The following is a 26,160-nucleotide window of genomic DNA, read 5'->3' as shown; positions in this document are numbered from 1 at the left end:
ATGTTTTTTTACATCATTCCGGGCATTCCTCCTCCCATAGGGGGAGCTGCAGGAGTGTCTTCTTTGATGTCGGTAAGTGCACACTCGGTAGTGAGAATCATACCAGATACGGAAGCCGCATTTTCCAATGCGATACGGGTTACTTTCTTAGGATCGATGATACCGGCTTTAAACATGTCTACATAAGTTTCAGACTTGGCATCATAACCGAAAGCGTCTTTTCCTTCCAGTACTTTAGAAACAACTACCGAACCTTCACCTCCGGCGTTTTCGACGATGGTTCTCAACGGTGATTCGATAGCTCGAGCTACTATTTGTACTCCGGTTTCTTCATCTGAGTTGGCGGGTTTTACCTTGCTCAACACAGATTTTGCTCGTACTAGGGCAACACCACCACCAGCAACGATACCTTCTTCTACAGCGGCGCGTGTAGCGTGAAGCGCATCGTCTACGCGGTCTTTTTTCTCTTTCATTTCCACTTCAGAAGCGGCACCTACATACAATACGGCTACACCTCCAGCCAGTTTAGCGAGACGTTCCTGAAGTTTCTCTTTGTCGTAGTCTGAGGTTGTAGTTTCGATCTGAGCTTTGATCTGATTTACACGGCCTTTAATAGCTTCGGTATCACCAGCGCCGTTTACTACGGTTGTATTGTCTTTGTCTATGGCCACTTTTTCGGCAGTACCTAGCATATCGATAGTAGCATTTTCAAGAGTAAATCCTCTCTCTTCCGAAATTACAGTACCTCCGGTAAGAATAGCGATATCTTCGAGCATAGCTTTTCTCCTATCTCCAAAACCTGGAGCTTTTACTGCTGCAATTTTGAGAGAGCCTCTCAGTTTGTTTACTACCAAAGTAGCCAGTGCTTCACCGTCTACATCCTCAGCAATGATAAGCAGAGGTTTTCCTTGCTGTGCTACAGGCTCGAGTACAGGAAGGAGATCTTTCATATTGGAGATCTTCTTGTCGAAAAGAAGGATGTAAGGGTTTTCTAGTTCGGCAACCATCTTTTCAGAATCGGTGACAAAGTACGCAGAGAGGTAACCTCTGTCAAACTGCATTCCCTCTACTACATCTACATAGGTGTCAGTACCTTTGGCTTCTTCTACGGTGATTACACCTTCTTTACCTACTTTGGTAAATGCCTGAGCGATGAGTTCACCTATAGTCTCGTCGTTGTTGGCAGAAATGGCAGCTACTTGTTTTATCTTGTCTGTAGCATCGCCAACTTTTTTAGATTGTTTTGACAGGTCTTCTACCAATACCTCTACTGCCTTGTCAATTCCTCTTTTGAGATCCATTGGATTGGCTCCGGCAGCTACGTTTTTCAAGCCTTCTTTTACAATAGCTTGCGCCAGAACGGTAGCTGTGGTTGTTCCGTCACCTGCGAGGTCGTTGGTTTTGGAAGCAACTTCCTTAACCATCTGTGCTCCCATGTTTTCCAGAGCGTCTTCCAATTCTATTTCTTTGGCTACGGATACCCCGTCTTTAGTTACAGTAGGAGCTCCAAAAGATTTACTGATAATTACATTTCTCCCTTTAGGACCGAGCGTTACTTTTACTGCATTTGCCAGGGCATCTACCCCTCGCTTTAATCCGTCGCGAGCTTCAATGTCAAATTTTATGTCTTTAGCCATTTTTTTTGTTTTTAGTTACTGTTTCAGTTTAGTTACAATCCGGTTGTGATGGTAGGATATTAAACTATAGCGAGGATATCGCTTTCGCGCATCATCAGGTAGTCTGTACCTTCCAGTTTGAGTTCGGTACCAGAGTATTTTCCGTAAAGTACAGTATCACCTACTTTTACAGTCAACGGTTCATCCTTGGTACCAGGACCAACTGCAACAACAACACCTTTCTGAGGTTTTTCTTTGGCAGAATCGGGAATGATAATTCCGGAGGCAGTAGTTGTTTCTGCGGCGACAGGCTCTACCAGAACTCTGTCTGCAAGTGGTTTAATGTTTACTTTAGCCATTTTACTATTTTGTTTTAATTAAATTAGTGTTTAAACTATGCACTGTCTGGCAGAAATTATGCCAACGTGAACAGCGCTATAAAAAAGTAAAGGAAACTGACATTTTTGTAAAAAAAAATGCCAACTTATGACAAGCTGGCATTTTTTTAGGTATGTTCTATGTCTGTTTGCTATTCTGTTGTTCCGCTACTATCAGCATCTGTCGCTGCCGGAGGGATTGCGTTATTCTGCTGAGGTACCGTAGTTTCTTGTCTTTCGGGTCTGCTGTCCAACAGTTTTGATTCTTGCGATGCACTGCTGTTTCTAAGACTGAGATTAGACAACAATATCAATGCGATCAAAATGGTTGCAAGCGTCCAAGTACTCTTATCCAAAAAATCTCCTGTTTTTTTAACACCCCCTACAATTTGGCCACCGCCACCGCCAAAAGAAGAAGACAGTCCTCCACCCTTGGGGTTTTGTACCATAATGACCAAGACTAATAAAAGTGCTACGATAACGATTAGCACCATAAATATAGAAAATGTACTCATTGTTTATGTGATAATATATTAATATACTTTTGTTGTATGCGTCCCGAAAATTTTCGGTTTACCACTGCGATTAGGGGTCAATTGTCTTGCTGCAATTTTTTAATCGCCTTGATTTGGTCTGCAAAGAAACCACTTTTTTCCGGATATTTCAAACTTAAAATTTTATAAGCTTGAATGGCGTTCTTATACCGTTTTTGTTCTAAGTACACCCTGGCTAGGGTTTCGGTCATCAATTCTTCCTGCTCTACCGATGTGTTTATAGCGAGGTTTACGGAAGTCGTTTCCTTGTTTCGATCTGCTTTTGGGACGATTTTAGGGTTGTTTTTGATAAACTTGTCTATAAGATCAAACTTTCTACTCACTTCTTTAGGGACAGGGGCTTTAGTCTTTCCTTTCTGTTCGCTATTGGGCACTTTTTGTGCAAGCGGCTGGCAGGAGGATAACTTGAGCCATTCTGAAAAGGAGTGCTTTTCACTGCGATCGAAGTCGATCGGACTTCCTATACCGAGTTGTTGTTCCGCCTCCGATATAGATTGGGTTGCGGGGACAAACACCGAGGGGTCGAGAATGCGTTCTGCTTCCTGTTCGCTTCCTAGGTGAACCTGCTCGACGAGGGTGTTCCCTTTTACGTTTATCTCTTCGGCATTTACCTCGATGTCGCCGAGATTGCGGTCTCGACTGGCAATGGTCTCGGCAATGCGATTCTGTAAAAATTCTTCCGAAGTAATAAGGTCAAACAATACCGTTCTGTCGGTTGTGTAAGCTGCAGTTTTCTTCAGCGCGTCGTTGTACCGAAAACTGTTCAAGTTGCTCAAACCCCTGAGGTGAAGTGCCCTGGCCGATTGAAAGTAGGGATATTTTTCGATCAGAGTTTCCAGTGCGGTGGTTTCTTCGAGCCGGATGTTCTCGGGTTGTTTCAAAAGTGCTATGTATTCTGACGCGTCCATATTCATTTTCGGAATTGTAAAAACAGCTACCAATCGGCGAGAGAGGCATTGAAAATATCCTGTGTTATTCTCTCAAAAATCTCCTCATGGGCCGACGATTTGACAGAGTTTAACTGTGAGTTTGCAGGGAAGTCGTAATAAAAAGAAAAGGAGCGTTCAAAATCGGCATCTTCTTTGGTGTTGTTGGTAAAGCGCACGCGAACTCCTATTGTCAATCGGTTCTGGGCAGCAGTTTGTTGTGCGGTGGCCGTCATCGGTGCTACCCTATAGTCGGTGATTTCTCCTTCGTATAGCAGGTCGCCTCCTGACGGTACCAGATCGAGACTGGTCTGGTTCATAATCAGATCTTGAAGTGCGAGAGTGAAATCTCTGTCTAGTCCGGGTTCTACAAGCGGAGCTTCATTCCGGAAGGTGTTTACCTGAAAGCTCACTGCAGTACCCACATCACCCCCAGTGAAGTTGTAAATACCACAGCTCTTAAATAAGAATAAAGCCGCACAAACCGCTAGCATAGAAAAAGTTTTTTTTAGTGTACCCAGACTTGTCATGTGTAGTATTTTAGTTTTTAGTTCTTAGTCATTCTCAAACTCTTGATACTCTGTACTCACAAATCGTATTGTTTTATTTTTCGGTACAGTGTTCTCTCTGAAATTCCGAGTTCTGCAGCTGCAGCTTTTCGTTTGCCGTGATTCCTTTCGAGTGCTTTTCTGATGAGTTCCAACTCTTTGTCTTGTAGGGAAAGGGTTTCTTCTTCTTCGATTTCTTCAGCAAAGTGGTATCTATCTTCAGTATTTCGAAACGTCTTATCCTGTGCGACCGGAAGTACTTCTAGGGTTTCACTGTCTTCGTAGTCTTCGATTTCTGGATAACTTTCGGGAGAAACCGCTGCATTTCTGCCGAGATCCTCAAAATTTTCACCGGTATCAGATTTTCCGTAAATCTTCTGAATAAGGTTTTGATTTTCCTCTTTCACCTTTTGGCTGCTGCCCGACTGCATAAGTTCGAGTGTGAGTTTTTTCAGGTCGTTGAGGTCGGCTTTCATGTCGAAGAGTATTTTGTACAATATTTCTCTTTCGCTTCCAAAATCAGCCTGCGATTTTTTACTGCTGATTACTGCCGGTAGATTTTTTCCAGCACCGGGCAAGTATCCCATAAGAGTACCAGCCGAAATAGAGCGATCTTGTTCCAGTACGGAAATCTGTTCAGCCACATTTCTGAGTTGCCGAATGTTTCCTGCCCAGTGATACTCCTGCAAAATCTTCACGGCCTTGTCTTCCAGTCGTATAGCGGGCATTTTGTACTTCTGAGCGAAGTCGGAAGCAAATTTTCGGAACAACAGATGTATATCGTCTCTTCTATCTCTCAGTGGAGGGAGGTGAATTTCTACCGTACTGAGGCGATAGTAGAGATCTTCGCGAAATTTTTCCTTTTCGATAGCTGCAAACATGTCGACATTGGTGGCTGCTACAATGCGGACGTTGGTTTTTTGTACTTTAGAGGATCCCACTTTTATAAATTCTCCATTTTCCAATACACGTAAAAGCCGAACTTGTGTGGTGAGTGGAAGTTCGCCAACTTCGTCCAGGAAAATAGTACCGCCATCGGCCTCCTCAAAATATCCGCTACGGGTTTGGGTAGCCCCTGTAAAGGCACCCTTTTCGTGTCCGAATAGCTCACTGTCTATAGTACCCTCAGGTATGGCTCCACAGTTTACTGCAATAAATTTTCCGTGTTTGCGATGCGATAGGGAGTGGATGATTTTTGGAATACTCTCTTTACCTACTCCGCTTTCACCAGTTACCAAGACTGAAATATCGGTAGGAGCTACCTGAGTAGCTTTTTCGATAGCGCGGTTGAGCTTTATATCGTTGCCTATAATACCAAATCGCTGTTTTATAGCCTGTACGTTTTCCATAATCTTCTACTTGTACTCCCGGATTGATGTGAGGTGCTCGGGAAATATATTTTGTTATACATATCCGTTTGTCAGGGGTCTATTTAGAAAACCCTACAGCTTCACCTATCAGAGTTGCAGCGGTACAATCGGTGATTTTAACATCGACAAAGTCCCCGATATTGTAATGTTCTTTCGGGAAAACTACCACTGTATTTTGAGTGTTGCGTCCCATCCAGTGTGCGTCACTTTTTTTGGAAGATCCTTCAATGAGAACCTCTTCCGTTTTTCCGAGGTGTTGTTGTGTTCGGAATAAACCGTGTTCTTGCTGAAGATTGATGATTTCAGTGAGTCTACGCTTTTTGACCTCTTCCGGAACATCGTCGTCCATCTTTCTCGCTGCGAGCGTTCCGGGACGTTCGGAATAGGCAAACATAAAGCCGAAATCGTATTTTACGTATTCCATAAGAGAGAGGGTGTCTCGATGATCTTCCTCGGTTTCTGTAGGGAAGCCGGCAATCATATCGTGAGAGATCGCACAGTCGGGAATAATCTCTCTGATGTTGTCGATAAGTCTGAAATACTCCTCTCTGGTGTGCAGTCGGTTCATCGCCTTAAGTATGCGATCGCTTCCGCTCTGTACCGGGAGGTGGATGTATTTACAGATATTGGAATATTTTGCCATAGTCCTTATCACATCGAGTGTCATGTCTTGTGGATTGGATGTGGAGAACCGAATGCGCATTTTGGGATGTGCTTCGGCTACCATTGCCAATAAATCGGAAAAATTCACCGCTGTTGCTTTTTGTATCTCTGAAGCATTGTCAAAATCCTTTTTGAGTCCTCCACCATACCAGAGATAACTATCTACGTTTTGCCCCAGTAGGGTAATCTCGCGGTATCCTTTTTCCCAAAGCTGACTGACTTCTTCGAGAATGGACTGCGGGTCGCGGCTTCGCTCTCGTCCTCGGGTAAAGGGTACTACACAGAAGGTACACATATTGTCGCATCCTCTTGTAATCGATACAAAGGCTGTAACTCCATTGCTGTTGAGGCGTACCGGAGACACATCGCCATAGGTCTCTTCTTTAGAGAGAATGACATTTACCGCATTGCGACCTTCATCTATTTCTTGAACCAAGTTTGGAAGGTCTTTGTAGGCATCCGGGCCTACTACCATATCGACGATTTTTTCCTCTTCGAGGAATTTGTTTTTCAGTCGTTCGGCCATACAACCCAGTACCCCTACTTTCATAGTGGGGTTTATCCTTTTAACAGCATTGAACTTTTCAAGTCTTTTGCGTACGGTTTGTTCTGCCTTTTCCCTGATGGAGCAGGTGTTTATCAATACCAAATCGGCTTCCTCTAACTGTTGAGTGGTGTCGAAACCTTCTCCGGCCAGAATAGAGGCCACAATCTCGCTGTCGGAGAAATTCATCTGGCAGCCGTAACTTTCTATGTACAGCTTCTTGCCGTCTTTTTGATGTTGTGCATTGCGCTCTGGGCGATTCTTTATATTCATTACGAGCCGCTCTCCCTGCTTCTTTTCGTCTATTGTTTTTTCCATAATACCCTATGCTCTTAAATGGAGTGCTTTATCTGAAATTTTCCGGAAATGCCGGGGATCGAAATGACAGTGAGAAATCCGGACCGGAAAAACGAATTTCAATCCATTCGTGAATTTTACAGGGTACAAAGATAGAATTATTTATAAACTCAATGACAATTTGGCAGGGAAATGCCGAGCTAATTTTTTGGAAAAAACTACGGGGGTGCCTCCATAAATAATTTTTAATATACTTTTGTAGTCTTAAAATCGGGTTTATGGCAAAGAATTTAGTGATAGTTGAGTCGCCTGCCAAGGCAAAAACCATAGAAAAGTTTTTAGGGAAGGACTACAAAGTAGCGTCCAGCTACGGACATATTTCCGATTTGCCTTCCAAAGAACTGGGGGTAGACGTAACCCAGGATTTCAAGCCTAAATACATTGTCTCGAAAGACAAGAAAGAGGTAGTGAAAAAACTCAAGGAACTGGCCTCTCAAGCCGAAGTAGTATGGCTTGCAAGTGATGAGGACCGCGAAGGGGAAGCTATAGCATGGCATTTGGCAGAGCAGCTCAAGCTCGACCAATCGAAGACAAAGCGAATCGTTTTTAACGCCATTACTCGAAACGCCATTCTCAAGGCTATAGAAAACCCGAGGGGAATAGATTACAACCTTGTTAATGCCCAACAGGCAAGACGAGTGCTGGATCGATTGGTGGGATACGAACTCTCGCCCGTACTTTGGAAGAAAATAAAAAGCGGACTCTCAGCCGGAAGGGTGCAATCTGTTGCGGTTAGACTGATTGTAGAGCGAGAGCGAGAGATCAACCATTTTAGTCCGGAAGTGTCATTTCGCGTAACAGCCGAATTCCGAACTGAGGAAGGGAAGGCTTTTAAAGCCAAATTGCCAAAAACATTTGGCACCAAAGAAGAAGCTGAACAATTTCTCCAGCTCAATATAGGAGCAAAATATAAGGTAGCCGGTTTGGAAACCAAGCCGGCTAGAAAAACTCCAGCACCGCCATTTACTACGTCGACCCTGCAACAAGAAGCCTCTCGAAAACTCTATTTTTCGGTGAGTAAGACTATGAATATGGCTCAGCGCTTGTATGAAGCCGGACTCATTACTTATATGCGAACCGATAGTGTAAATCTCTCACCTGAGGCCTTAGGTGCTGCACAGGAAGAGATAAAACAGGCCTTTGGAGAAAAGTACAGTAAGCCGAGAAATTTTTCACAAAAGGCCAAAGGAGCACAGGAGGCCCACGAGGCCATACGCCCTACTGATATGTCGCGGCATTCGGTGTCTATAGACCGTGATCAAGCTAGACTGTACGACTTGATTTGGAAGCGGACTATAGCTTCGCAGATGAGCGATGCCGAACTAGAAAGAACCAATGTAAAAATAGAGGCAGATAGGCATAAGGAACTGTTTACAGCTACCGGAGAGGTGCTCAAATTTGACGGTTTTTTAAAGGTGTATATCGAAGGGACAGATGAAGAAGATGAAGAGCAAGAAGGATTGCTCCCGGCATTGAAAAGGGGAGAAGCCCTTGAAAATACACTTATGACGGCTACTCAGCGTTTTTCTCGTGCACCGTACCGCTACACAGAGGCATCACTTGTAAAAAAATTGGAGGAATTGGGTATAGGACGTCCGTCTACCTATGCGCCTACTATATCTACCATACTGAATCGCGGATACATCGAAAAAAGCAGCATAGAGGGAACAGAACGCAAATACACACAGCTTAGCTTGCGCAAAGGAGAATTGCAGGAAAAGACACTTTCTGAGATTACAGGAGCCGACAAAGGGAAGATGGTGCCTACTGATATAGGAACCATAGTGAACGATTTTTTGGTGACTCATTTCGAAAATATACTTGACTATAATTTTACTGCAAGAGTAGAACAGAATTTTGACGATATTGCATCGGGAGAAGAAGATTGGACTCTGATGATGAAGGAGTTTTACAAAGACTTTCACCCTCAAGTAAAAGATGTGGAAGAAAATGCCGATAGAGAAAGGGGTGAGCGCATTCTCGGAACAGATCCTGAAAGTGGGAGACAGGTAAGTGTAAGACTTGGACGCTTTGGACCTATGGTGCAAATAGGGGTAGCCGAGGAAGAGGAAAAACCGCGATTTGCCAGTTTGCTTCCGGAACAGACAATAGAAAATATTACGCTTCAGGAAGCGCTGGGTCTGTTTGAGCTACCACGTGCCTTAGGTGATTTTGAAGGTAAAGCTGTTGAGGTCAATGTAGGAAGGTATGGACCTTATGTGCGCTATGACGGCGGATTTATATCATTGGACAAAGGGGAAGATGTTTTTGATGTAAGCCTGGAAAGGGCTGTAGAGCTTATAAAAGCCAAACAGAAGGCCGATGCTCCTGTAGCGCAGTATAAAGGAAAAGATGTGACCAAAGGCAAAGGAAGATTCGGACCGTTTATAAAATGGGATGGAATGTTTGTCAATGTCAATAAAAAATACGATTTTGACGCACTTTCTGAAAGCGATATTGCAGAGCTTATCGAGGACAAACTCAAGAAGGAGGCTGAAAAGCTGGTGAGAGAATGGCCTGAAGAGGGGATACGCATAGAAAAAGCTCGTTGGGGAAGGCACAATATTATCAAGGGTAAGAGCAAGGTCGAGCTCTCTAAGGATGTGGATGTCAATGCCTTGGATTTGGAAGAGGTGAAAAAGAGATTAGGAGAGAAAAAACAAACCAAGGGAAAGACGGCAAAAGCCCGTAAAAAATAAAAGAGTGTAAAAAATAGCACCTGTAGTAAAAGGTGTTGGAGAAATTTGGATAAAAAGTATGGATTTTGAGTTCTTGTGGCCCGTAAGTACAGCCGTCGTAGCACATAATCAGTTGCTGTCTGCGCAGACTATAGGAAACCGTATAGGTATCCATACAGAGCAAGGAGGACTGCCCGATTTGGAACAAGTGAAGCTGGCTATTGTGGGGGTAGATGAGATCAGAAATTCTGTAGTACTCGGTACAGAAGCATCGCCTGATTTGAGTGAAATACGGATGCAACTATACCGTTTGTACGGGGGCAACTGGAGCAACCGAATGGTCGATCTGGGAGATATTTCGGCGGGAAACACTGTAGAAGATACTTATTTTGCAGTGAAAACTCTGGTAGAATACCTGATTAAAAAAGATATAGTTCCTATTGTTGTCGGTGGAAGTCAAGATATTACCTATGCTACGTACAGAGCTTTTGATCAGCTGGAACAAATGGTAAACCTGGTGTCTGTAGATAGCCGTTTTGACTTTGGAGCGTCTGGAGAGCTTATTTCTTCAGAATCTTATATGAGCAGGATTATAGTAGAACAACCGAACAATCTTTTTAATTTTTGTAATCTAGGATATCAAACTTATTTCAACGCACAAGAGGAAATAGACCTCATGGACAAGTTGTTTTTCGACGCTTATAGGCTTGGAGAATTGGCTGACGATATCACTCTGGTCGAACCGGTATTTAGGGATGCCGATGTGGTGAGCCTCGATATGACTTCTGTAAGAGGAGCCGATTTGGGCAGTGCTCCAGGAACGTGTCCCAATGGTTTTGACGGACGAGAAATCTGCGCTATCGCGCGCTATGCCGGAATCAGTGATAAAGTTTCCGTATTTGGTATTTACGAAAACCGGAATACGCTGCCCAATGCACAACTCACCGCTCAGATACTGTGGTATTTTATAGAAGGATATAACTTTAGAAAGAAGGATTACCCTTTTTCAGGAACGGGTAATTACGAAAAATATATTGTTCCGATGGATGAGGATATGGAATTGTGTTTTTACAAAAGTGATGTTTCCGGACGGTGGTGGATAGAAGTGCCAATTCTCGGAGTGCCTAATAATAAATTGAAAAGACATACGTTATTACCATGCACCCAAAAGGATTATTTGGACGCCTGTAATGAGATAATTCCGGAGCGCTGGTGGAAAGCTTGTAAAAAAACATCCGTGGGATAGTAGCTTTGGCGGTTTGACCATGGCCACCATATGGAATACAGTTGAAAAATTTAGAGATCGGAAGTAATAAGGTATGCGGGAATTTTTTAAACCATATTAACCGAATAAAACGAATGAAAAAATTATTTCTTGTTATTACCCTTGGAGCTGTTTTGTACAGCTGTGGCAGACAGGACAGGGGAGAGTTGGTAGGAGTAGGCGGAAAGCGATGGCATCCCGAAAAACCCTATGGTATGACATTGGTGCCCGGTGGGTCTTTTATCATGGGAAAATCGGAATCTGATGTTTCCGGCGGTTTGAATGCCCCTACCAAAACGGTTACCGTAAGGTCGTTTTATATGGATGAGACCGAGATAACCAACAGTGAATACCGTCAGTTTGTAGAATGGGTCAAAGACTCAGTGGTTCGTACTAAACTGGCTATTCTTGCCGATTATGAAGGTTTAGGACCCGGCGATGGAGGGATTGGGGAATACGCTTTTAAAGATGCCGATACTTCTCAGCTGTCGGAATACGATAAATATATGTTGGAAAATTACGGCGGCATGGGCGAAACCGGTTTTGAAGGGCGTATGCTCAATAAAAAACCGAAGTTGATATGGGATCAGAACAAATACCCGGATCAGTATTATGCAGAAGTGATGATCGACTCTATATATCTGCCGATAGAAGAGTCGTATAACGGATACAGAACCATAGATGTAACCAAGCTGAAATACAAGTACACCTGGATGGATATACAGGCTGCAGCCAAAAGGAGAACGGGCAACCGCTCCGATTTTGTCAAGACAGAAGAGATGATGATATATCCCGATACTACAGTGTGGATTAGAGACTTTTATTACTCTTATAACGAACCCATGCACAACGATTATTTTTGGCATGATGCCTATAGTGAGTATCCTGTTGTTGGGGTGTCGTGGAAACAAGCCAAAGCCTTTTGTAACTGGCGTACCAAATACAAAAATGACTTCCAAAAGTCAAGAGGAGACGGTTTTGTAAACCAATTTCGTTTGCCTATCGAGGCTGAATGGGAGTACGCCGCTAGGGGGGGACTGGAATCGGGAACCTATCCTTGGGGAGGGCCTTATCTGATGGATGAACGCGGATGTTTTTTGGCCAACTTTAAACCTAACCGAGGAAATTATGCCGCCGATGATGCTCTGTATACTGTAGAAGCAAAGTCGTATAAACCCAACGATTACGGTTTGTACAATATGGCTGGAAATGTTTCGGAATGGACAAACTCAGCCTACGATCCCAGTTCGTACGACTACGCTTCTACCATGAACCCAAATGCTTATGACGAACAAAATAAGAGAAAAGTAATACGTGGAGGCTCGTGGAAAGACGTGGCTTATTTTCTGCAGGTGAGTACGCGCGATTTTGAATACCAGGATTCGGCGAGGAGCTATATCGGTTTCCGAACAGTACAAGATTATATGGGAGCAAATGAACTAGGACGATAATCACCCTTTGAAGTTTTAATTAATTCATATCTAAATAACACATCAATTATTTACCATTATGGCAAGATCTAAATCAAATAAAACGCTGTTTAATATGGCCTATGGCCTCGGGGCATCTGTTGTGATTCTGGGTGCGCTTTTTAAGCTAAACCACTGGGAATTAGGTTTTTTAGATGGAACTGTACTTCTCGCTATTGGACTCATCACAGAGGCTTTGATATTTGCCATTTCGGCTTTTGAGCCTGTAGATGAAGATGTAGACTGGAGCCTTGTATATCCCGAACTCAATGGAGGTGAAGCCAGGAAAAGAGAACAAAAAGTAGAAGAAGAAGCTAAGGACGCCGAGGGGATGTTGTCCAAAAAATTAGACAAATTGCTCAAGGAAGCAAGAGTGGATGCAGAATTGATGAATAGCTTGGGACACAGCATACGAAATTTTGAAGGCGCTGCCAAAAATATGGCGCCTACTGTAGATGCTATTTCGTCTACTAAAAAGTACAGTGAAGAGCTCTCTTTGGCAGCCGCGCAGATGGAATCGCTAAACAGTTTGTACAAAGTGCAGTTGGAAAGCGCCGGGCGACAGGCCGCTATAAACGAAGAAGTTGCCAATAATGCGGGAAGGCTCAAAGAAGAAATGGAGTCTCTTACTTCCAACCTCTCATCTCTGAACAGTGTTTACGGAGGAATGCTAACAGCGATGAACAAGCGCTAATTAGTGAGACATAAGACTAAAATCAAACTAATTAGACATTAGCAATGGCAGGAAATAGCAGCTTATCACCACGTCAAAAGATGATCAACCTCATGTATCTGGTCTTTATAGCCATGCTCGCTATAAATATGGGTAAAGAAGTGTTGTCGGCTTTTGGTATGTTGAATGAAAAACTGGAGGCGTCGAACACAAAAGCCACTACAGATAATGCAATGGCTCTAGAGGGGCTTTCTAGATTGGCCGAGGAAAAACCAGAGAGGTACAGACCCATACTGGAAAAAGCCAATCAACTCAAGGAAGCGTCGGCAGCGTATTATACTTATTTGGAGGAACTCAAAGCAGAGATGACGGAGAACCTCAACGACAAACACGATTACGAAAAAATGGATCAGGCCAAATTCCTGGACAAAAAGTTTTTTAAAGGTGGAGGAGAATACACCGATGAAGGTCAGGAGTTTGTAGATAAGATTGACGGTTATAGAGAGACCGTATTGGGAATACTTGGAGATGAGAATTTTGAAGAGATTAAAAGTTCAGTTACAGAGAGGTTTTCTTCGGGTGAGAACGGAAAGGCTAAGAATAGGGAAGGGAAGGAAATAAACTGGCTCAACCTCAATTTTGAAGGATTTCCCCTCGTGGCTTCTCTTACTAAAATTACCCAAATACAAGCGGATATAAAAACCACCGAGAGCGATGTGTTCAATGCCATGCTCGGAGAGGAGTTGAGCAGCGAAGTGTCTATGACAAACTATTCGACACTCTTAGAACAACCTAAGTCGGCTTATTATCAGGGAGAGACTTTCGACGGAGCTATTGTACTAGGAAGGACGGATGCTACTACCAAACCTCATGAAGTGGAGCTGTATCTCGACGGAGAAAAGCTTTCAGAAGGAGACTACAGTCTCGACGGAGGAAAGGTTAGACTGAATGTGAGTGCCGGCAATCCAGGAGATCACAAGTTGGAGGGGAAATTGATTTTTATGCAGAATGAAGAAGTACTTGAAGTTCCTGTATCGGCTACATTTGCCACGATTACCAAACCTAATGCGGCGGTAATTTCGGCCGATAAGATGAACGTGGTGTACCGCGGAGTATCAAATCCGATTACCATTTCTATTCCCGGAATACCAGACAATAAAGTGACTGCTTCGGCTAGTGGACTTTCGAGAGTTTCCGGAAGTAAATACACCATGAATCCCGGAAGCGGAAGAACGGTAAATATTACCGCCAGTGGAACCTTACCCGATGGTCAATCGATTAGTACGACTACAGAGTTCAGGATTAAAGATGTACCCCGACCTGCAGGAACCATAAGAGGAGAGTCTGGAGAAGTGAGTATGCCCAGATCTAGTTTAGAGGTTTCTACAGTAGGTGCTTTACTGGAAGATTTTGACTTTGATTTAAAACTCGGGATACGAGGATTTAAATTTAAAGTACCGGGGCAACCTACTATTTCTGTAAGAGGTAATAAACTTGATGGAGCCGCTAGGAATGCCTTGAGAAGGGCGCGAAGGGGAGATGCAGTGCAGATTTTCGATGTAGAGGCTTATATAATAGGAAATACAGCATATAAGTTGAAAAAAGTATCACCGGTAGTGATACAGCTCACCAATTAATATACTTCGTTATAAGAGCGAAAAATCAAGGGCTTCTCCACAGTTGTGTAAAGACATCTGTAGAGAAGCCCTTGTCGTTGAACTAAGCTGGGGATATTCAAGAAAATCTTTACCTAAAAACAACGTTAATTAAGTTTGTATTAAGACTTTATTTCGTATTTTCGCAACTCTCGTTCACATCAAATAAACAGAAATCTCTTTCGTATTAGGGTGTGAAAATTGGTGAATCTAAAAAATCGAAGTATTATTATGTCTAAAACTGCTACTTTAGAGTATAACGGAGTGAAGTATGAGTTTCCGGTTACTGTTGGAACGGAAAATGAAATAGCGATGGATATCAAAACCCTTCGGGCACAGAGCGGAATGATTACGCTCGATCCGGGTTATAAAAACACGGGGTCCTGTGAGAGTGCGATTACCTATCTCGACGGCGAAAAAGGAATTCTTCGATACCGCGGTTATACTATTGAAGAACTGGCCGAAAAAGCCGATTTTTTGGAAGTTGCATATCTCTTGATTTTTGGTGAATTACCTACTCGAGTTCAGTTGGATCAATTTCATGAAGATATCAAAGATCAGTCTGTGGTGGATGAAGACATGAAGAAGATCCTCGACAGTTTTCCGAAGTCTGCACACCCCATGGGGGTGTTGGCATCGCTTACCAGTGCGCTAATAGCCTTCAATCCTTCGTCTGTTAATGTCACTTCGGAAGAAGATATGTACAGGGCGATTGTAAAACTGTTGGCCAAATTTCCTGTGCTTGTGGCTTGGACATTGCGAAAAAAGGAAGGCTTACCTCTCGACTATGGAGATGATACCCTTGGCTATGTAGAGAACGTTGCCAAAATGATGTTCAAAAAGCCGAATAAAGAATACAAGAAAAACGATATCGTAATCAATGCATTAGACAAATTATTGATTCTTCACGCCGATCACGAACAGAACTGTTCTACATCGACAGTTCGTATGGTCGGATCGTCTCATGCAGGTCTTTTCGCTTCTATCTCTGCCGGGATTTCCGCATTGTGGGGACCTCTTCACGGAGGAGCCAATCAAGCGGTGATCGAAATGCTGGAAGGTATTAAGGCCGATGGAGGAGATACTAAGAAGTATATGGCTAAAGCCAAAGATAAAAACGATCCATTCCGACTTATGGGATTCGGGCATAGAGTGTATAAGAATTTTGATCCTAGAGCGAGAATTATCAAAAAGGCGGCTGACGAAGTGTTGAGTGATCTCGGAGTTAACGATCCTATCTTGGAAATTGCCAAATCGCTGGAAAAAGAGGCCTTGGAAGATCAGTATTTCATAGATAGAAAATTATATCCCAATGTAGATTTCTATTCCGGTATTATCTACCGCGCCCTAGGAATACCTACCGAGATGTTTACCGTGATGTTTGCTCTTGGACGTCTTCCCGGATGGATCGCCCAGTGGAGGGAAATGCGTTTGAAAGACGAGCCTATAGGAAGACCTAGACAGGTGTATATAGGAGAGAATCAACGCACTTTCGTAGATATCGATCAGAGATAAGTGTATAGAGAAGAAAAGAGGATCGGTAATTTTCGGCTCTTTTTTTAAAAAAAAATAATATGGGGACGCACAACTGTGCGTCTCTCCTTGTTTATATTTGTAACAAAATGTAAGCGGTTATGTTAAAACTCAATGTAAAAGATGAAACCTCGAAGCTCGAGGCTCTGGTTTTGGGTACGGCGATAAGTAACGGTGGAGTACCTGCCCCAGAAGAGGCCTACGACCCTAAGTCGCTGGAACATATCCTGGCGGGGACCTATCCTTCTGAAGCGGATATGATAGCGGAGATGAAAGCTTTTGCAAGCGTATTTGAAAAATACGGCATCACCGTATATCGCCCAGAGATTATACCCAATTACAATCAGATCTTTTCCAGAGATATCGCCTTTGTTATCGACGATTTTTTTATACGATCTAACATATTGCCGCGACGAGAAAAAGAGTTGATTGCTATCACTGAGGTTATGGAAATGATAGCCCCTGAGAAAATCGTAACACCTCCCGAGGAGGTACATATAGAAGGGGGGGATGTCATGCTTTGGAATGATCACATTTTTGTGGGAACCTACAAAGGTTCGGATTATCCCGATCAGATTACGGCAAGAACTAATATACACGGGGTACAATTCCTCAGGGATTTTTTTCCGGGAAAGAAGATCAAAGAATTCGACTTGGTAAAATCGGCTACGGAAGCCAGGGACAACGCACTTCACCTCGACTGTTGTTTTCAACCCGTTGGAAAAGACAAGGGGATAATATACCCAGGAGGATTCAATAATCCAGACGATTACGAATACCTATTGAAGTTGTTTGGTCGCGAAAATCTTTTTCACATCACTCGCGATGAGATGTATTATATGTATTCCAACGTATTTTCCATAGATACGGATGTGGTGGTGTCTGAACGGAATTTTACCCGTCTGAACAACTGGTTGAGACAACAGGGCTTTACCGTTGAAGAAGTGCCTTATGCCGAAATATCTAAACAAGAAGGTCTTTTCCGTTGTTCTACTATGCCTCTAATTAGATCCTGATGTTATGAAACAACAAATTACAGATACTGTATTGATGGTCCGTCCGGTAAATTTCCGGATGAATGAGCAGACCGCTGTAAACAATTACTATCAAAAGGTGCTGAAAGAGCTTACTCCTCAAACACTACAGGAGCGAGCTTTGAAAGAGTTTGATGCCTTTGTAGAAAAATTGAGGCAAGCTTCGATAAGAGTTGTCGTTGTCCAAGACAGCGAGAATCCTGATACTCCCGATTCCATCTTTCCAAACAATTGGATTTCTTTTCACGACAACAGTACAATTGCTCTTTACCCCATGTTTGCCGAAAACAGAAGACTGGAGCGCAGGGAAGAAGTGTTGAATGCCGTAGAAAAAGAGGGTTTTCCCATTTTAGAGGTGGTAGATTATACCGAAGCGGAAGAGGACGGAATTTTCCTGGAAGGTACCGGAAGCATGATACTCGACAGGGTAAATAGAAAGGCCTATTGTGCTCTTTCTCCTAGGGCTGACGAAGAACTGTTTATCGAATTTTGTGAAGATTTTGAGTATAGTCCTGTGATTTTTACCGCTTGGCAGACTGTTAATGGTGAGAGAAAACAAATCTATCACACTAATGTGATGATGAGTGTGGGAGAAGATTTCGCGATAGTCTGTACAGCTGCCATCGACGATAGAAAAGAGCGGAAGCAACTGCTGAGTCAACTGAGGGAAGACGGAAAGGAAATTATAGAAATTTCAGAAGAGCAGGTAAATAGTTTTGCCGGCAATATGTTGCAATTGAGAGGAGAGAACGGAAAGAAGTATCTGGTGATGAGCGAAGCTGCAAGGCGAAGTCTCGACAAAAGTCAAGTCGAAAAAATTGAAGGGCATTGTGAAATATTGTCTGCGCCTCTCGATGTTATTGAGGCCTGTGGTGGAGGGAGTGCACGTTGCATGATGGCTGAGATCTTCCTCTCGAAAGGGCAAGGATAAAAATAATTGTTATATTTAAAGATTAAACTACTGCTGCAGAATATGTTGTCAAAAAAAACGAAATACGGACTAAAAGCCCTGGTTTATATGTCTAGGAGAGAAGAGGAAAGTCCGGTGCTAATCTCTGAAATTGCCGAAAGTGAAAGTATTTCTAAAAAGTTTCTGGAGATCATATTGCTACAGTTGAAGAACTCCGGATTTCTCGGCTCAAAAAAAGGTAAGGGAGGGGGGTATTACCTTTTAAAAGATCCTGAAGAAATCACCATTGCTTCACTGATAAGGGTGCTTGAGGGTCCTATAGCACCCCTTCCTTGCGTGAGTCTTCACTTTTATGAAAAGTGCAGTGATTGCAAAACAGAGGAAGCCTGTTCGCTTAACAGAATCATGACTGAGATGCGAGACAGCATGCTCAATGTACTCGAAAAAAGAACCCTCGCCGATCTTTCCAAAAAATAAATCTACACTTAGTCGAGTAAATCAATAGATTAATAGTATATTTGTTCGCTATTGTCATTAAAGTGATTTTCGATTTACTAAAAACATCAAATTTGAAGCCGGAAACCCACAGTCGGAAAGTGTCTGTACTAAAGGCCGTTTCGTGGCGTGTGATTGGTACGATAGACACTATGGTCATATCGTATATTCTCACCGGTAATATAAAGGTAGCCCTCGGAATAGGCAGTATAGAAGTGGTATCAAAAATGGTACTGTATTACTTTCACGAGAGGGCTTGGCTTCGGATAGTGAAAAAATAATGGATATGGACTTGAAAAAGATCAATGAGTGTTTGAAAGACAAGACTCCGGCTGAGATAGTACAATGGGGTATAGAGACTGCCAACAATCCGGTGGTGACTACCAACTTCCGTCCTTATGAGGCTGCTATACTGCACGCTACTACCGAGATAAAGGAGAATATATCAGTAATATGGTGTGATACCGGGTACAATACCCCTCAAACTTATCGTCATGCAGAGCGCCTCATTCAACAACTAAGGCTCAATATCCATTTGTATGTACCTCGACAAACAGTAGCGCACCGCGATGTAGTGATGGGGATACCAAATATAGACTCCCCTCAGCACAAGGAATTTACAGAGCAGGTAAAGCTCGAGCCTTTCAGAAGAGCTATGAAAGAACATAGACCTGATCTGTGGTTTACAAATCTGAGAAAGGGACAAACTGCTTTTCGCGATTCACTCGATATTGTTACTATGGGCGATGATGGCGTTGTAAAGGTCTCTCCCTTTTTCTATTGGAGTGACACACAACTGGACACCTATCTTGAAGATCACGGTCTTGAAAACGAATTTAAGTATTACGATCCGACCAAGGTGCTCGAAAACCGCGAATGTGGGCTTCATGTTTCCGGAGGTCACTAAAGTAGTGCAATGCTCAGCTCGAGATCAGTAAGATAAGGATGAAAGCCCGTGGAAAGTACGGGCTTTTTTGATGATTAGCTCATCGGCGTTTTTCAACATTTGTTATCTTTGCACGCCTTGGGGACCTAAAATCGTAGAGATGGACAAACAAGAACTCATCACAGCAAAAGTAAGAGAGGCTGTTAAAGATATTTATGATGTTGAATTGGAGTCGGTTGAGCTGCAGCCCACCCGAAAGGATTTTGAAGGAGATTTAACCGTAGTGGTTTTTCCTATGCTGCGGGTAATTAAAGGAAATCCACAGCTTATAGGAGAGCAGATAGGAGGGTATTTGCAGAAGAGTGTAAACGAGGTGGTAGGCTATAATGTGGTTAAGGGATTTTTAAATCTGCTGATTAGTGATGCCTACTATTTACGTCTTTTTGCAGAGATTAGAAATAGCCATAACTACGGGTATCGCTTACCTGATGAAAACGGCGGAGCGGTTGTGGTAGAATACTCCTCACCGAATACCAACAAACCGTTACACCTAGGACATATACGTAATAATCTCCTCGGATATTCCGTGGCCGAAATATTGAAGGCCTCTGGGAAAAAGGTATACAAGACACAGATTATCAACGATAGGGGAATACACATCTGTAAGTCCATGTTGGCATGGCAAAAGTTTGGAAATGGTGAAACCCCGGAAAGTTCAGGTCTGAAGGGGGATCATCTCGCAGGTAAATACTACGTGATATTCGACAAGGAATACAAAAAGGAAATCAAAACTCTTGTAGACAGTGGCTTGCCAGAAAAAGAAGCTGCTGCAAAAGCCCCACTTTTGCTGGAAGCGCAGGAAATGCTGCGCAAATGGGAAGCCGGAGACAAGGAGGTAATCACCCTGTGGGAAAAAATGAACCATTGGGTATACGAAGGTTTTGAAAAAACCTATGCCGATCTCGGTGTGGATTTTGATTCTTATTACTACGAGAGTAATACCTACCTTCTGGGTAAGGATATTGTGGAAGACGGTCTAGAAAAAGGTGTTTTTTACCGCAAGGAAGACGGCAGTGTGTGGATAGATCTTACGGAGGAAGGACTGGATGAAAAAATAGTATTGAGAGCCGATGGTACCGCGGTGTATATGACACAAGATATGGGTACTGCCGTGCAACGGGTAAAGGACCATCCGGATATCGGTGGAATGGTGTATACCGTGGGAAATGAACAAGACTATCACTTTAAGGTACTCTTTCTCATATTGCAGAAATTAGGATACGATTGGGCCAAACAGTTGTATCATCTGAGCTATGGAATGGTCGATCTGCCCAGTGGAAAAATGAAGAGTCGGGAAGGTACGGTGGTAGATGCCGACGACCTGATTGTTGAAATGACCGAAACAGCTGGAGAGATCTCTCGGGAGCTGGGGAAACTCGACGGTTATTCGGAAGAAGAAAAGCAGGATTTGTATAAAACCATAGGGCTCGGGGCGCTTAAGTATTATATTCTCAAAGTAGATCCGAAAAAACGCATTTTATTCAACCCTGAAGAATCGGTAGATTTTGCGGGAAATACCGGGCCGTTTATACAGTATGCCTACGCCCGAATACAGTCTATTTTGAGAAAAGCCAAGGATGTGGCTGTCGATGTGAATATCACTGTTCTTCACAATAGAGAAAAGGAATTGCTCAAATTACTGGAAAACTATCCTGCCGTTATTCAATCAGCCGCAGAAAATTACAATCCTGCAGTAATCGCCAATTACGTTTACGATGTTGTCAAGGAGTTTAACTCATTTTACCAAAATGTTTCCATACTGGGCGCTGAAGATGAGCATATACGTGCATTCCGCGTACAGTTGTCCGAAGAGGTAGCTAAGCTCATCGCCTCAGGTTGCCGTTTACTGGGGATAAATGTTCCGGAGCGAATGTAGAATTGTTTAATCAGCTTTTCGGCCCTGTTAAAAAAATTACTCTATAAATATAGTGAGGTATAATGGGGAAACAGATGGAAAATAAAGAACACTGCGACATCTTTAATATTTTATAAAGTCGGTTAGTTCATAGCTGAATATTTTTTCCCGAGCTTGGTTTTGTTGTATTAGCGTGTTTTGTGCGGGTAGGATAGCCCTGTGATAAATTTAAATTATTTTATTTAGATTGAATAAAAATAAATTATATATTTGCCTCGAATTTATTGATAATCGCATCGAATTTTCTTTCTAACTGGTAGAAATGAGCGCATATTCACAAAGATACAGAGTAGTTTTCTTTTTTTTAGTCCCCTTGATTTTCCATCAAGTTTATTCTCAGGAGAAAATAGATACCTCCATTACAGAGGTAAATATCCTGAACGAAGTCATAGTGACAGATCAGTACAAAAGAGGAAGCGTATCTGGGAAACTATTTACTGTAAATGAGATCAGTCGGCAGGATATTGAAAAACTGGCCGGTAATACCTTGGCAGATATACTTCACTATCAATTGAATATCGATATCATTCCCGATGCACAATCTGGTCGGTCTACAGTACGTATGTTTGGATTAGGTGGAGAGTACGTAAAGATATTGGTAGACAATATGCCTATGGTAAGTGATAATGGTTATGGTAACAATATAGATATCAATCAGATCAATCTCGATGAGGTAGAGCGTATAGAAGTTGTGGAAGGTGCTATGGGCGTACTTTACGGTGATAATGCGGTGGCCGGACTAATCAATATAGTAACCAAAAAAGGTATAGAAGGTAAATGGGAAGTGCAAGCTGGGCTTCAGGAAGAAACGGTTGGTGGCGAATACGATTGGTCTGAGAAGGGGCGGCATATTCAAAGTTTGAAGATGTCGTATAATATCTCAGATAGATTGTATGTTTCGGCAAGCTTTAACCGTAATGATTTTCAAGGCTTTTTTAACAATTTTAGAGGGAAGGATTATTTTAAGATAGAGGGGAGCGAAGTGAAGAACGACGAGTTGAGAGGGCATGAATGGAACCCTAAAGAACAGCTTAATCTCACAGGCGGACTGTACTATACTGCTCCGCGCTTTAATGTATATTACAAATTTGGATACTACGACGAAACCCTCGATATATACAGCCATGTGGTCAATTCTAGGGCAGAGAATGGCGCTTACAGTATTACGGCAAACGACCAACAGTACAATACTTCCCGTTTTGTGCATCAGCTCTATGCAGACGGTAAATGGAAGACTATGAACTACACCTTGTCTCTGTCTTTCCAAAAACAAGAGCGGGATTTCATGGGATATGTGTACAATGTAGGAGAACGAAGAAAACAGGAGGTGACAAAGGACATTACAGATCAATCCAGTGATTTGCTATTTTCAAGAGGAGTGTTGAGTCAAATTTTTCCGAAATCAGAGTTGTTTGATCTCACTGTTGGATATGAGCTCGTAAACCAAAAAGGATACGATGTGTCGGCCAGTGGGGCACATTCCGCTGAAATCGTAGAAAAGAGACTTGAAAATTACGACGCCTTTGCGACCGTCGACCTAAATTTTACAGATCGCTTCTCTCTGTATCCGGGATTGCGCATCAATAATAATTCAAGTTATGGAACTCATTGGATATGGGGATTGACTGCAGGATATGAATTGACCGACGACATAAAGTTAAAAGGTGTATTCGGTTCGGCTTATAAAACCCCCTCTTTTGAGCAGTTGTTCTATTATTTTGTAGATGCCAATCACGATGTACAAGGCAATCCTGATCTGAGACCGGAAGACGGGCTGTCTGCCTTAGTGTCAGTAGAAAAACGATCTGATCTGAATAATGTAAGCCTCAAACATTCAATCAAGGCCTTTCATTTTAATATCAAAGACAAAATAAGCCTTATTCTGGTGGGGAATGATTCTCCCGGAGGAAGTTTTCGCTATATGAACATAGATAGTCACAGAGTACTGGGCGCTTCCTTTGAAAATTCTTTACGATATAAAAACCTGAGTGCAGGGCTTGGACTGAGCTATATAGGAATCGCTCAAGAACTCGGTTCAGAAGAGAATAGCAGAGACGATTACCTCTATAATTTTACGGGAAATGCCGTATTGAGTTATACGATACCCTCTAAGAAGATAATATTGACTACACAGTTGAAATACAACGGAGCGCAGCCTCAGTATGTTGAGAAGAATAACGATGCTGGAGAAACCGTGTATGTGAAGGGAAAGCAGGATGCCTTTACCTGGTGGGATGCCAGTGCTAAGAAATATTTTTTGAACAATTCACTAGAACTTACCGCTGGTGTTAGAAACCTCCTAGATGTGGTAAGTGTAAACACAACTGCTGTGGCGGGAGGGGCTCATGGCGGTCCTCCCAATAGCGCATTGCTAGGATATGGGAGATCTTTTTATCTGAAACTTTTATATAAATTTAAAAACTAAACTCAATATGAAAAATTACTTTCTTTTACAAACCCTTTTTGTAGCATTACTGCTTACGGGATGTAGCGGCGACGATGACAGTGGTTCGGGATCGGGACCCGATATTCCTGTAGTAGAATCTGCCGTGATTGATGTGGAGTCAGGTGGCTCTACAGAACCCAATCAGGTATATATAGATCTGAGTACAGAAGAGACCAAGGTGGTGCGAAGGGATGCCTGGGAACTCGGTTTCTACTCCGGTTCAGAAAACAGGGTGTTCTTGAACGCTTCTATCCTAGTCACTGCAGCTGAACTTCCGGGGTATACTGATATCGATGCCGTAAACAGTAGCACTGTATTTGAAGCTCCAATGCAATTTAAATCGCTTGACTTGCAATCGTTTCAACCCGTAGATGTAACGGTAAATAATGTGGAAGAACTGAAAGTAGGACTACCCTTGGGATACGGAATGTATGGCGATGCTGATAGCGGAATCTCTTTTACAGATTCTACCGAAGGCCAACTCAACGGCACTGCTATAGCCGAGGTTTCCACAACCGATGCAGATAACAAAGTGTATATTGTTTCTGCGGGAAGTGCTATTCCCGACGAGGCAGCTGAACCTGGTTCTATAAATACCTCAGGTGATCCCAGAGGCTTTTACAAGATACGAGTACTCACCGATGGCAATGAGTATACACTGCAATATGCTGAACTAGATGCTGAAACACATCAAGAGGTGAAAATCAGCAAAGATGCCGCTTATAATATTAAGGCCTTTAGCCTGGTAAATGGAGAAGAAGTAGACGTAGAACCCGCAAAAAATGAATGGGATATCAATTTTACTAGTGTTTATTCTTATTACGGAGATTTTGCCGGAACTGTAGCCGGGGTTACTTTTTCAGATTTTGCCGTGCACAACACTCTTGGAGGTACAGGAGTATACACGGTGTTTACCTCTATTACAGAAGAAGGAGAAACCACAGTGACCGACGCGCCCTCTTTCGAAGACTTCTCTAAAGCTGATGTAGAAGAAGCCGAATTTGTGTATAATGACAAAACTGTTATAGGTAGTGATTGGCGGCAAACTGCAGGATTTTCCGGGGGAGAGGACAAAGTAAGTGACGACAGGTATTACATTGTAAAAGACGCAGACGGGAACTATTTTAAATTGCAATTCACCGCATTTTTGAATGCCGGAGGAGAAAGGGGATACCCTCAGTTTAAATACGAATTACTAGAGTAATTTGATTTGTACGTTATAGTATATTGTGAAGTAAGTTAGTTTTAAGATTTTTATTTTTTCAAGACCTATTCATTATGAAACAGTTTGCATTAGCCTTTGTACTGAGCTTGTCATGTTTGTTCAGTATGCAGGCTCAAAACAAAAAAAAACAAGATACCGAGGCCATAAAGAGTATGTGTGGTTGCTATGAAGTGGCCTTCAACTTTGCCGAGACTTTCGAATATGTTGAAGACTCTACCTATATACCGTCTAAAACCAAGCATGACAGAGGACTGGAATGGGTAGAGTTGGTAGAAGATGGCAAAGATAAAATATCTATGCAGCACCTACTTATCGTAGGGACAAAAGAAAATCCCTATATCGTTAAGCACTGGCGTCAAGACTGGGAGTATGAAAATACTGATCTCTACACCTACGATCACGACAACACTTGGAAATATGTAAGCCTTCCGGCAGATCAGGTAAAAGGACAGTGGACACAAAAAGTTTTTCAGGTAGACGACAGTCCGCGTTACCAAGGTTCTGCTTCATGGGTTCATGTAGACGGAAGACACTTTTGGGAAAGTGAGACTTCTGCTCCTCTACCGAGACGTGAATACACCCAACGCAGCGATTATAATGTAACTCTGAGAAGAAACCGCCATGAGATAGTCGATTACGGTTGGATACACGACCAAGACAACGACAAGATACTTCGTGAAGACGGTAAGGACGATGTGCTTGTCGCACAGGAGAAAGGTTATGATGTGTACAGACGTGTTGACGACAGCGAATGTCAGGCCGCGCGAGACTACTGGAAGAAAAACCAGGAGAAGTGGAGTTTGGTGCGCAACAAATGGGAAGAAGTATTTGCCCGTAAAAAGGACTTGTCGTTAGAAGAGAAGGTAGACAACAAACCCTTGTTCAAATCCCTGTTTGAGGAAGATGCTTTTAACACCTCCGAAGAAATCAATCCCCTAATCGAATCATTTGTAAAATAAAGA

The 26,160-nt window shown here is 42.7% G+C and carries 22 protein-coding genes; 15 read left to right on the top strand and 7 right to left on the bottom strand.

Annotation, left to right across the window (positions count from 1 at the left end; all coding sequences use genetic code 11):
- Positions 1-8 precede the first annotated feature (8 nt).
- From groL to miaB, 7 genes are all read right to left on the bottom strand, one after another.
- Positions 9-1,637 carry a chaperonin GroEL gene (gene groL, locus ACYZZR_RS01170; RefSeq protein WP_461532155.1) on the bottom strand — a complete coding sequence of 543 codons (1,629 nt, stop codon included), beginning with the start codon at positions 1,635-1,637 and terminating at the stop codon, positions 9-11.
- Positions 1,638-1,696: 59 nt separating this feature from the next.
- Positions 1,697-1,975, bottom strand: a complete 279-nt coding sequence (locus tag ACYZZR_RS01165) for a co-chaperone GroES (protein ID WP_123217069.1) — start codon at positions 1,973-1,975, stop codon at positions 1,697-1,699.
- Positions 1,976-2,145: 170 nt separating this feature from the next.
- On the bottom strand, positions 2,146-2,508 hold the full coding sequence (gene secG / locus ACYZZR_RS01160) for a preprotein translocase subunit SecG (RefSeq protein WP_461532154.1): 363 nt from the start codon (positions 2,506-2,508) through the stop codon (positions 2,146-2,148).
- A gap of 77 nt (positions 2,509-2,585) precedes the next feature.
- Complete coding sequence (locus tag ACYZZR_RS01155; protein WP_461532153.1) at positions 2,586-3,461, bottom strand: hypothetical protein; 876 nt, start codon at positions 3,459-3,461, stop codon at positions 2,586-2,588.
- Positions 3,462-3,481: 20 nt separating this feature from the next.
- Entirely contained in the window at positions 3,482-3,967 is a 486-nt protein-coding gene (locus ACYZZR_RS01150) for an LptE family protein (RefSeq protein WP_461532152.1), read from the bottom strand.
- 92 nt (positions 3,968-4,059) lie between these two features.
- Positions 4,060-5,370, bottom strand: a complete 1,311-nt coding sequence (locus ACYZZR_RS01145) for a sigma-54 interaction domain-containing protein (RefSeq protein ID WP_461532151.1) — start codon at positions 5,368-5,370, stop codon at positions 4,060-4,062.
- 79 nt (positions 5,371-5,449) lie between these two features.
- Positions 5,450-6,916 carry a tRNA (N6-isopentenyl adenosine(37)-C2)-methylthiotransferase MiaB gene (gene miaB / locus ACYZZR_RS01140; RefSeq protein WP_461532150.1) on the bottom strand — a complete coding sequence of 489 codons (1,467 nt, stop codon included), beginning with the start codon at positions 6,914-6,916 and terminating at the stop codon, positions 5,450-5,452.
- A gap of 257 nt (positions 6,917-7,173) precedes the next feature.
- Here miaB and topA point away from each other — a divergent pair, with 257 nt between their 5' ends.
- The 15 genes from topA (at position 7,174) to ACYZZR_RS01065 (ending at position 26,157) form a co-directional block, all read left to right on the top strand.
- The gene (gene topA, locus ACYZZR_RS01135; protein WP_461532149.1) at positions 7,174-9,654 is read left to right on the top strand and encodes a type I DNA topoisomerase; all 2,481 of its coding nucleotides are present in this window, start codon (positions 7,174-7,176) and stop codon (positions 9,652-9,654) included.
- A 58-nt stretch (positions 9,655-9,712) separates the two neighbouring features.
- A complete protein-coding gene (locus ACYZZR_RS01130; protein ID WP_461532148.1) occupies positions 9,713-10,879 on the top strand; it encodes a formimidoylglutamase in 1,167 nt (388 codons plus the stop codon).
- A 113-nt stretch (positions 10,880-10,992) separates the two neighbouring features.
- Positions 10,993-12,348, top strand: a complete 1,356-nt coding sequence (porK, locus tag ACYZZR_RS01125) for a T9SS ring complex lipoprotein PorK/GldK (protein WP_461532147.1) — start codon at positions 10,993-10,995, stop codon at positions 12,346-12,348.
- A gap of 58 nt (positions 12,349-12,406) precedes the next feature.
- Positions 12,407-13,060 (top strand): type IX secretion system motor protein PorL/GldL, encoded by a 654-nt coding sequence (gene porL, locus ACYZZR_RS01120; RefSeq protein ID WP_461532146.1) that lies wholly within the window; start codon positions 12,407-12,409, stop codon positions 13,058-13,060.
- Between the two features lie 44 nt (positions 13,061-13,104).
- Positions 13,105-14,676 (top strand): type IX secretion system motor protein PorM/GldM, encoded by a 1,572-nt coding sequence (gene porM, locus ACYZZR_RS01115; RefSeq protein ID WP_461532145.1) that lies wholly within the window; start codon positions 13,105-13,107, stop codon positions 14,674-14,676.
- Positions 14,677-14,925: 249 nt separating this feature from the next.
- Positions 14,926-16,209 (top strand): citrate synthase, encoded by a 1,284-nt coding sequence (locus tag ACYZZR_RS01110; RefSeq protein ID WP_461532144.1) that lies wholly within the window; start codon positions 14,926-14,928, stop codon positions 16,207-16,209.
- Between the two features lie 119 nt (positions 16,210-16,328).
- Complete coding sequence (locus tag ACYZZR_RS01105) at positions 16,329-17,243, top strand: dimethylarginine dimethylaminohydrolase family protein (protein WP_461532143.1); 915 nt, start codon at positions 16,329-16,331, stop codon at positions 17,241-17,243.
- Between the two features lie 4 nt (positions 17,244-17,247).
- On the top strand, positions 17,248-18,192 hold the full coding sequence (ctlX, locus tag ACYZZR_RS01100) for a citrulline utilization hydrolase CtlX (protein ID WP_461532142.1): 945 nt from the start codon (positions 17,248-17,250) through the stop codon (positions 18,190-18,192).
- Between the two features lie 42 nt (positions 18,193-18,234).
- Positions 18,235-18,648, top strand: coding sequence for an RrF2 family transcriptional regulator (locus tag ACYZZR_RS01095; RefSeq protein ID WP_461532141.1), 414 nt, complete (start codon positions 18,235-18,237; stop codon positions 18,646-18,648).
- A 92-nt stretch (positions 18,649-18,740) separates the two neighbouring features.
- Positions 18,741-18,947, top strand: a complete 207-nt coding sequence (locus tag ACYZZR_RS01090) for a DUF2061 domain-containing protein (protein ID WP_461532140.1) — start codon at positions 18,741-18,743, stop codon at positions 18,945-18,947.
- Positions 18,948-18,952: 5 nt separating this feature from the next.
- Entirely contained in the window at positions 18,953-19,573 is a 621-nt protein-coding gene (locus ACYZZR_RS01085; protein ID WP_461532139.1) for a phosphoadenosine phosphosulfate reductase domain-containing protein, read from the top strand.
- 139 nt (positions 19,574-19,712) lie between these two features.
- Positions 19,713-21,488 (top strand): arginine--tRNA ligase, encoded by a 1,776-nt coding sequence (gene argS / locus ACYZZR_RS01080; protein WP_461532138.1) that lies wholly within the window; start codon positions 19,713-19,715, stop codon positions 21,486-21,488.
- Positions 21,489-21,789: 301 nt separating this feature from the next.
- Positions 21,790-23,952 carry a TonB-dependent receptor plug domain-containing protein gene (locus ACYZZR_RS01075; RefSeq protein WP_461532137.1) on the top strand — a complete coding sequence of 721 codons (2,163 nt, stop codon included), beginning with the start codon at positions 21,790-21,792 and terminating at the stop codon, positions 23,950-23,952.
- Between the two features lie 7 nt (positions 23,953-23,959).
- Positions 23,960-25,177 (top strand): HmuY family protein, encoded by a 1,218-nt coding sequence (locus ACYZZR_RS01070; protein WP_461532136.1) that lies wholly within the window; start codon positions 23,960-23,962, stop codon positions 25,175-25,177.
- A gap of 74 nt (positions 25,178-25,251) precedes the next feature.
- A complete protein-coding gene (locus ACYZZR_RS01065; RefSeq protein ID WP_461532135.1) occupies positions 25,252-26,157 on the top strand; it encodes a DUF6607 family protein in 906 nt (301 codons plus the stop codon).
- Positions 26,158-26,160: the final 3 nt, after the last annotated feature.

The sequence above is a fragment of the Sinomicrobium sp. genome (assembly GCA_029266035.1).
Taxonomy (GTDB): domain Bacteria; phylum Bacteroidota; class Bacteroidia; order Flavobacteriales; family Flavobacteriaceae; genus Sinomicrobium.
Note: the sequence above shows the minus strand (reverse complement) of the source record. Positions and strands in the feature narration are given on the sequence as shown.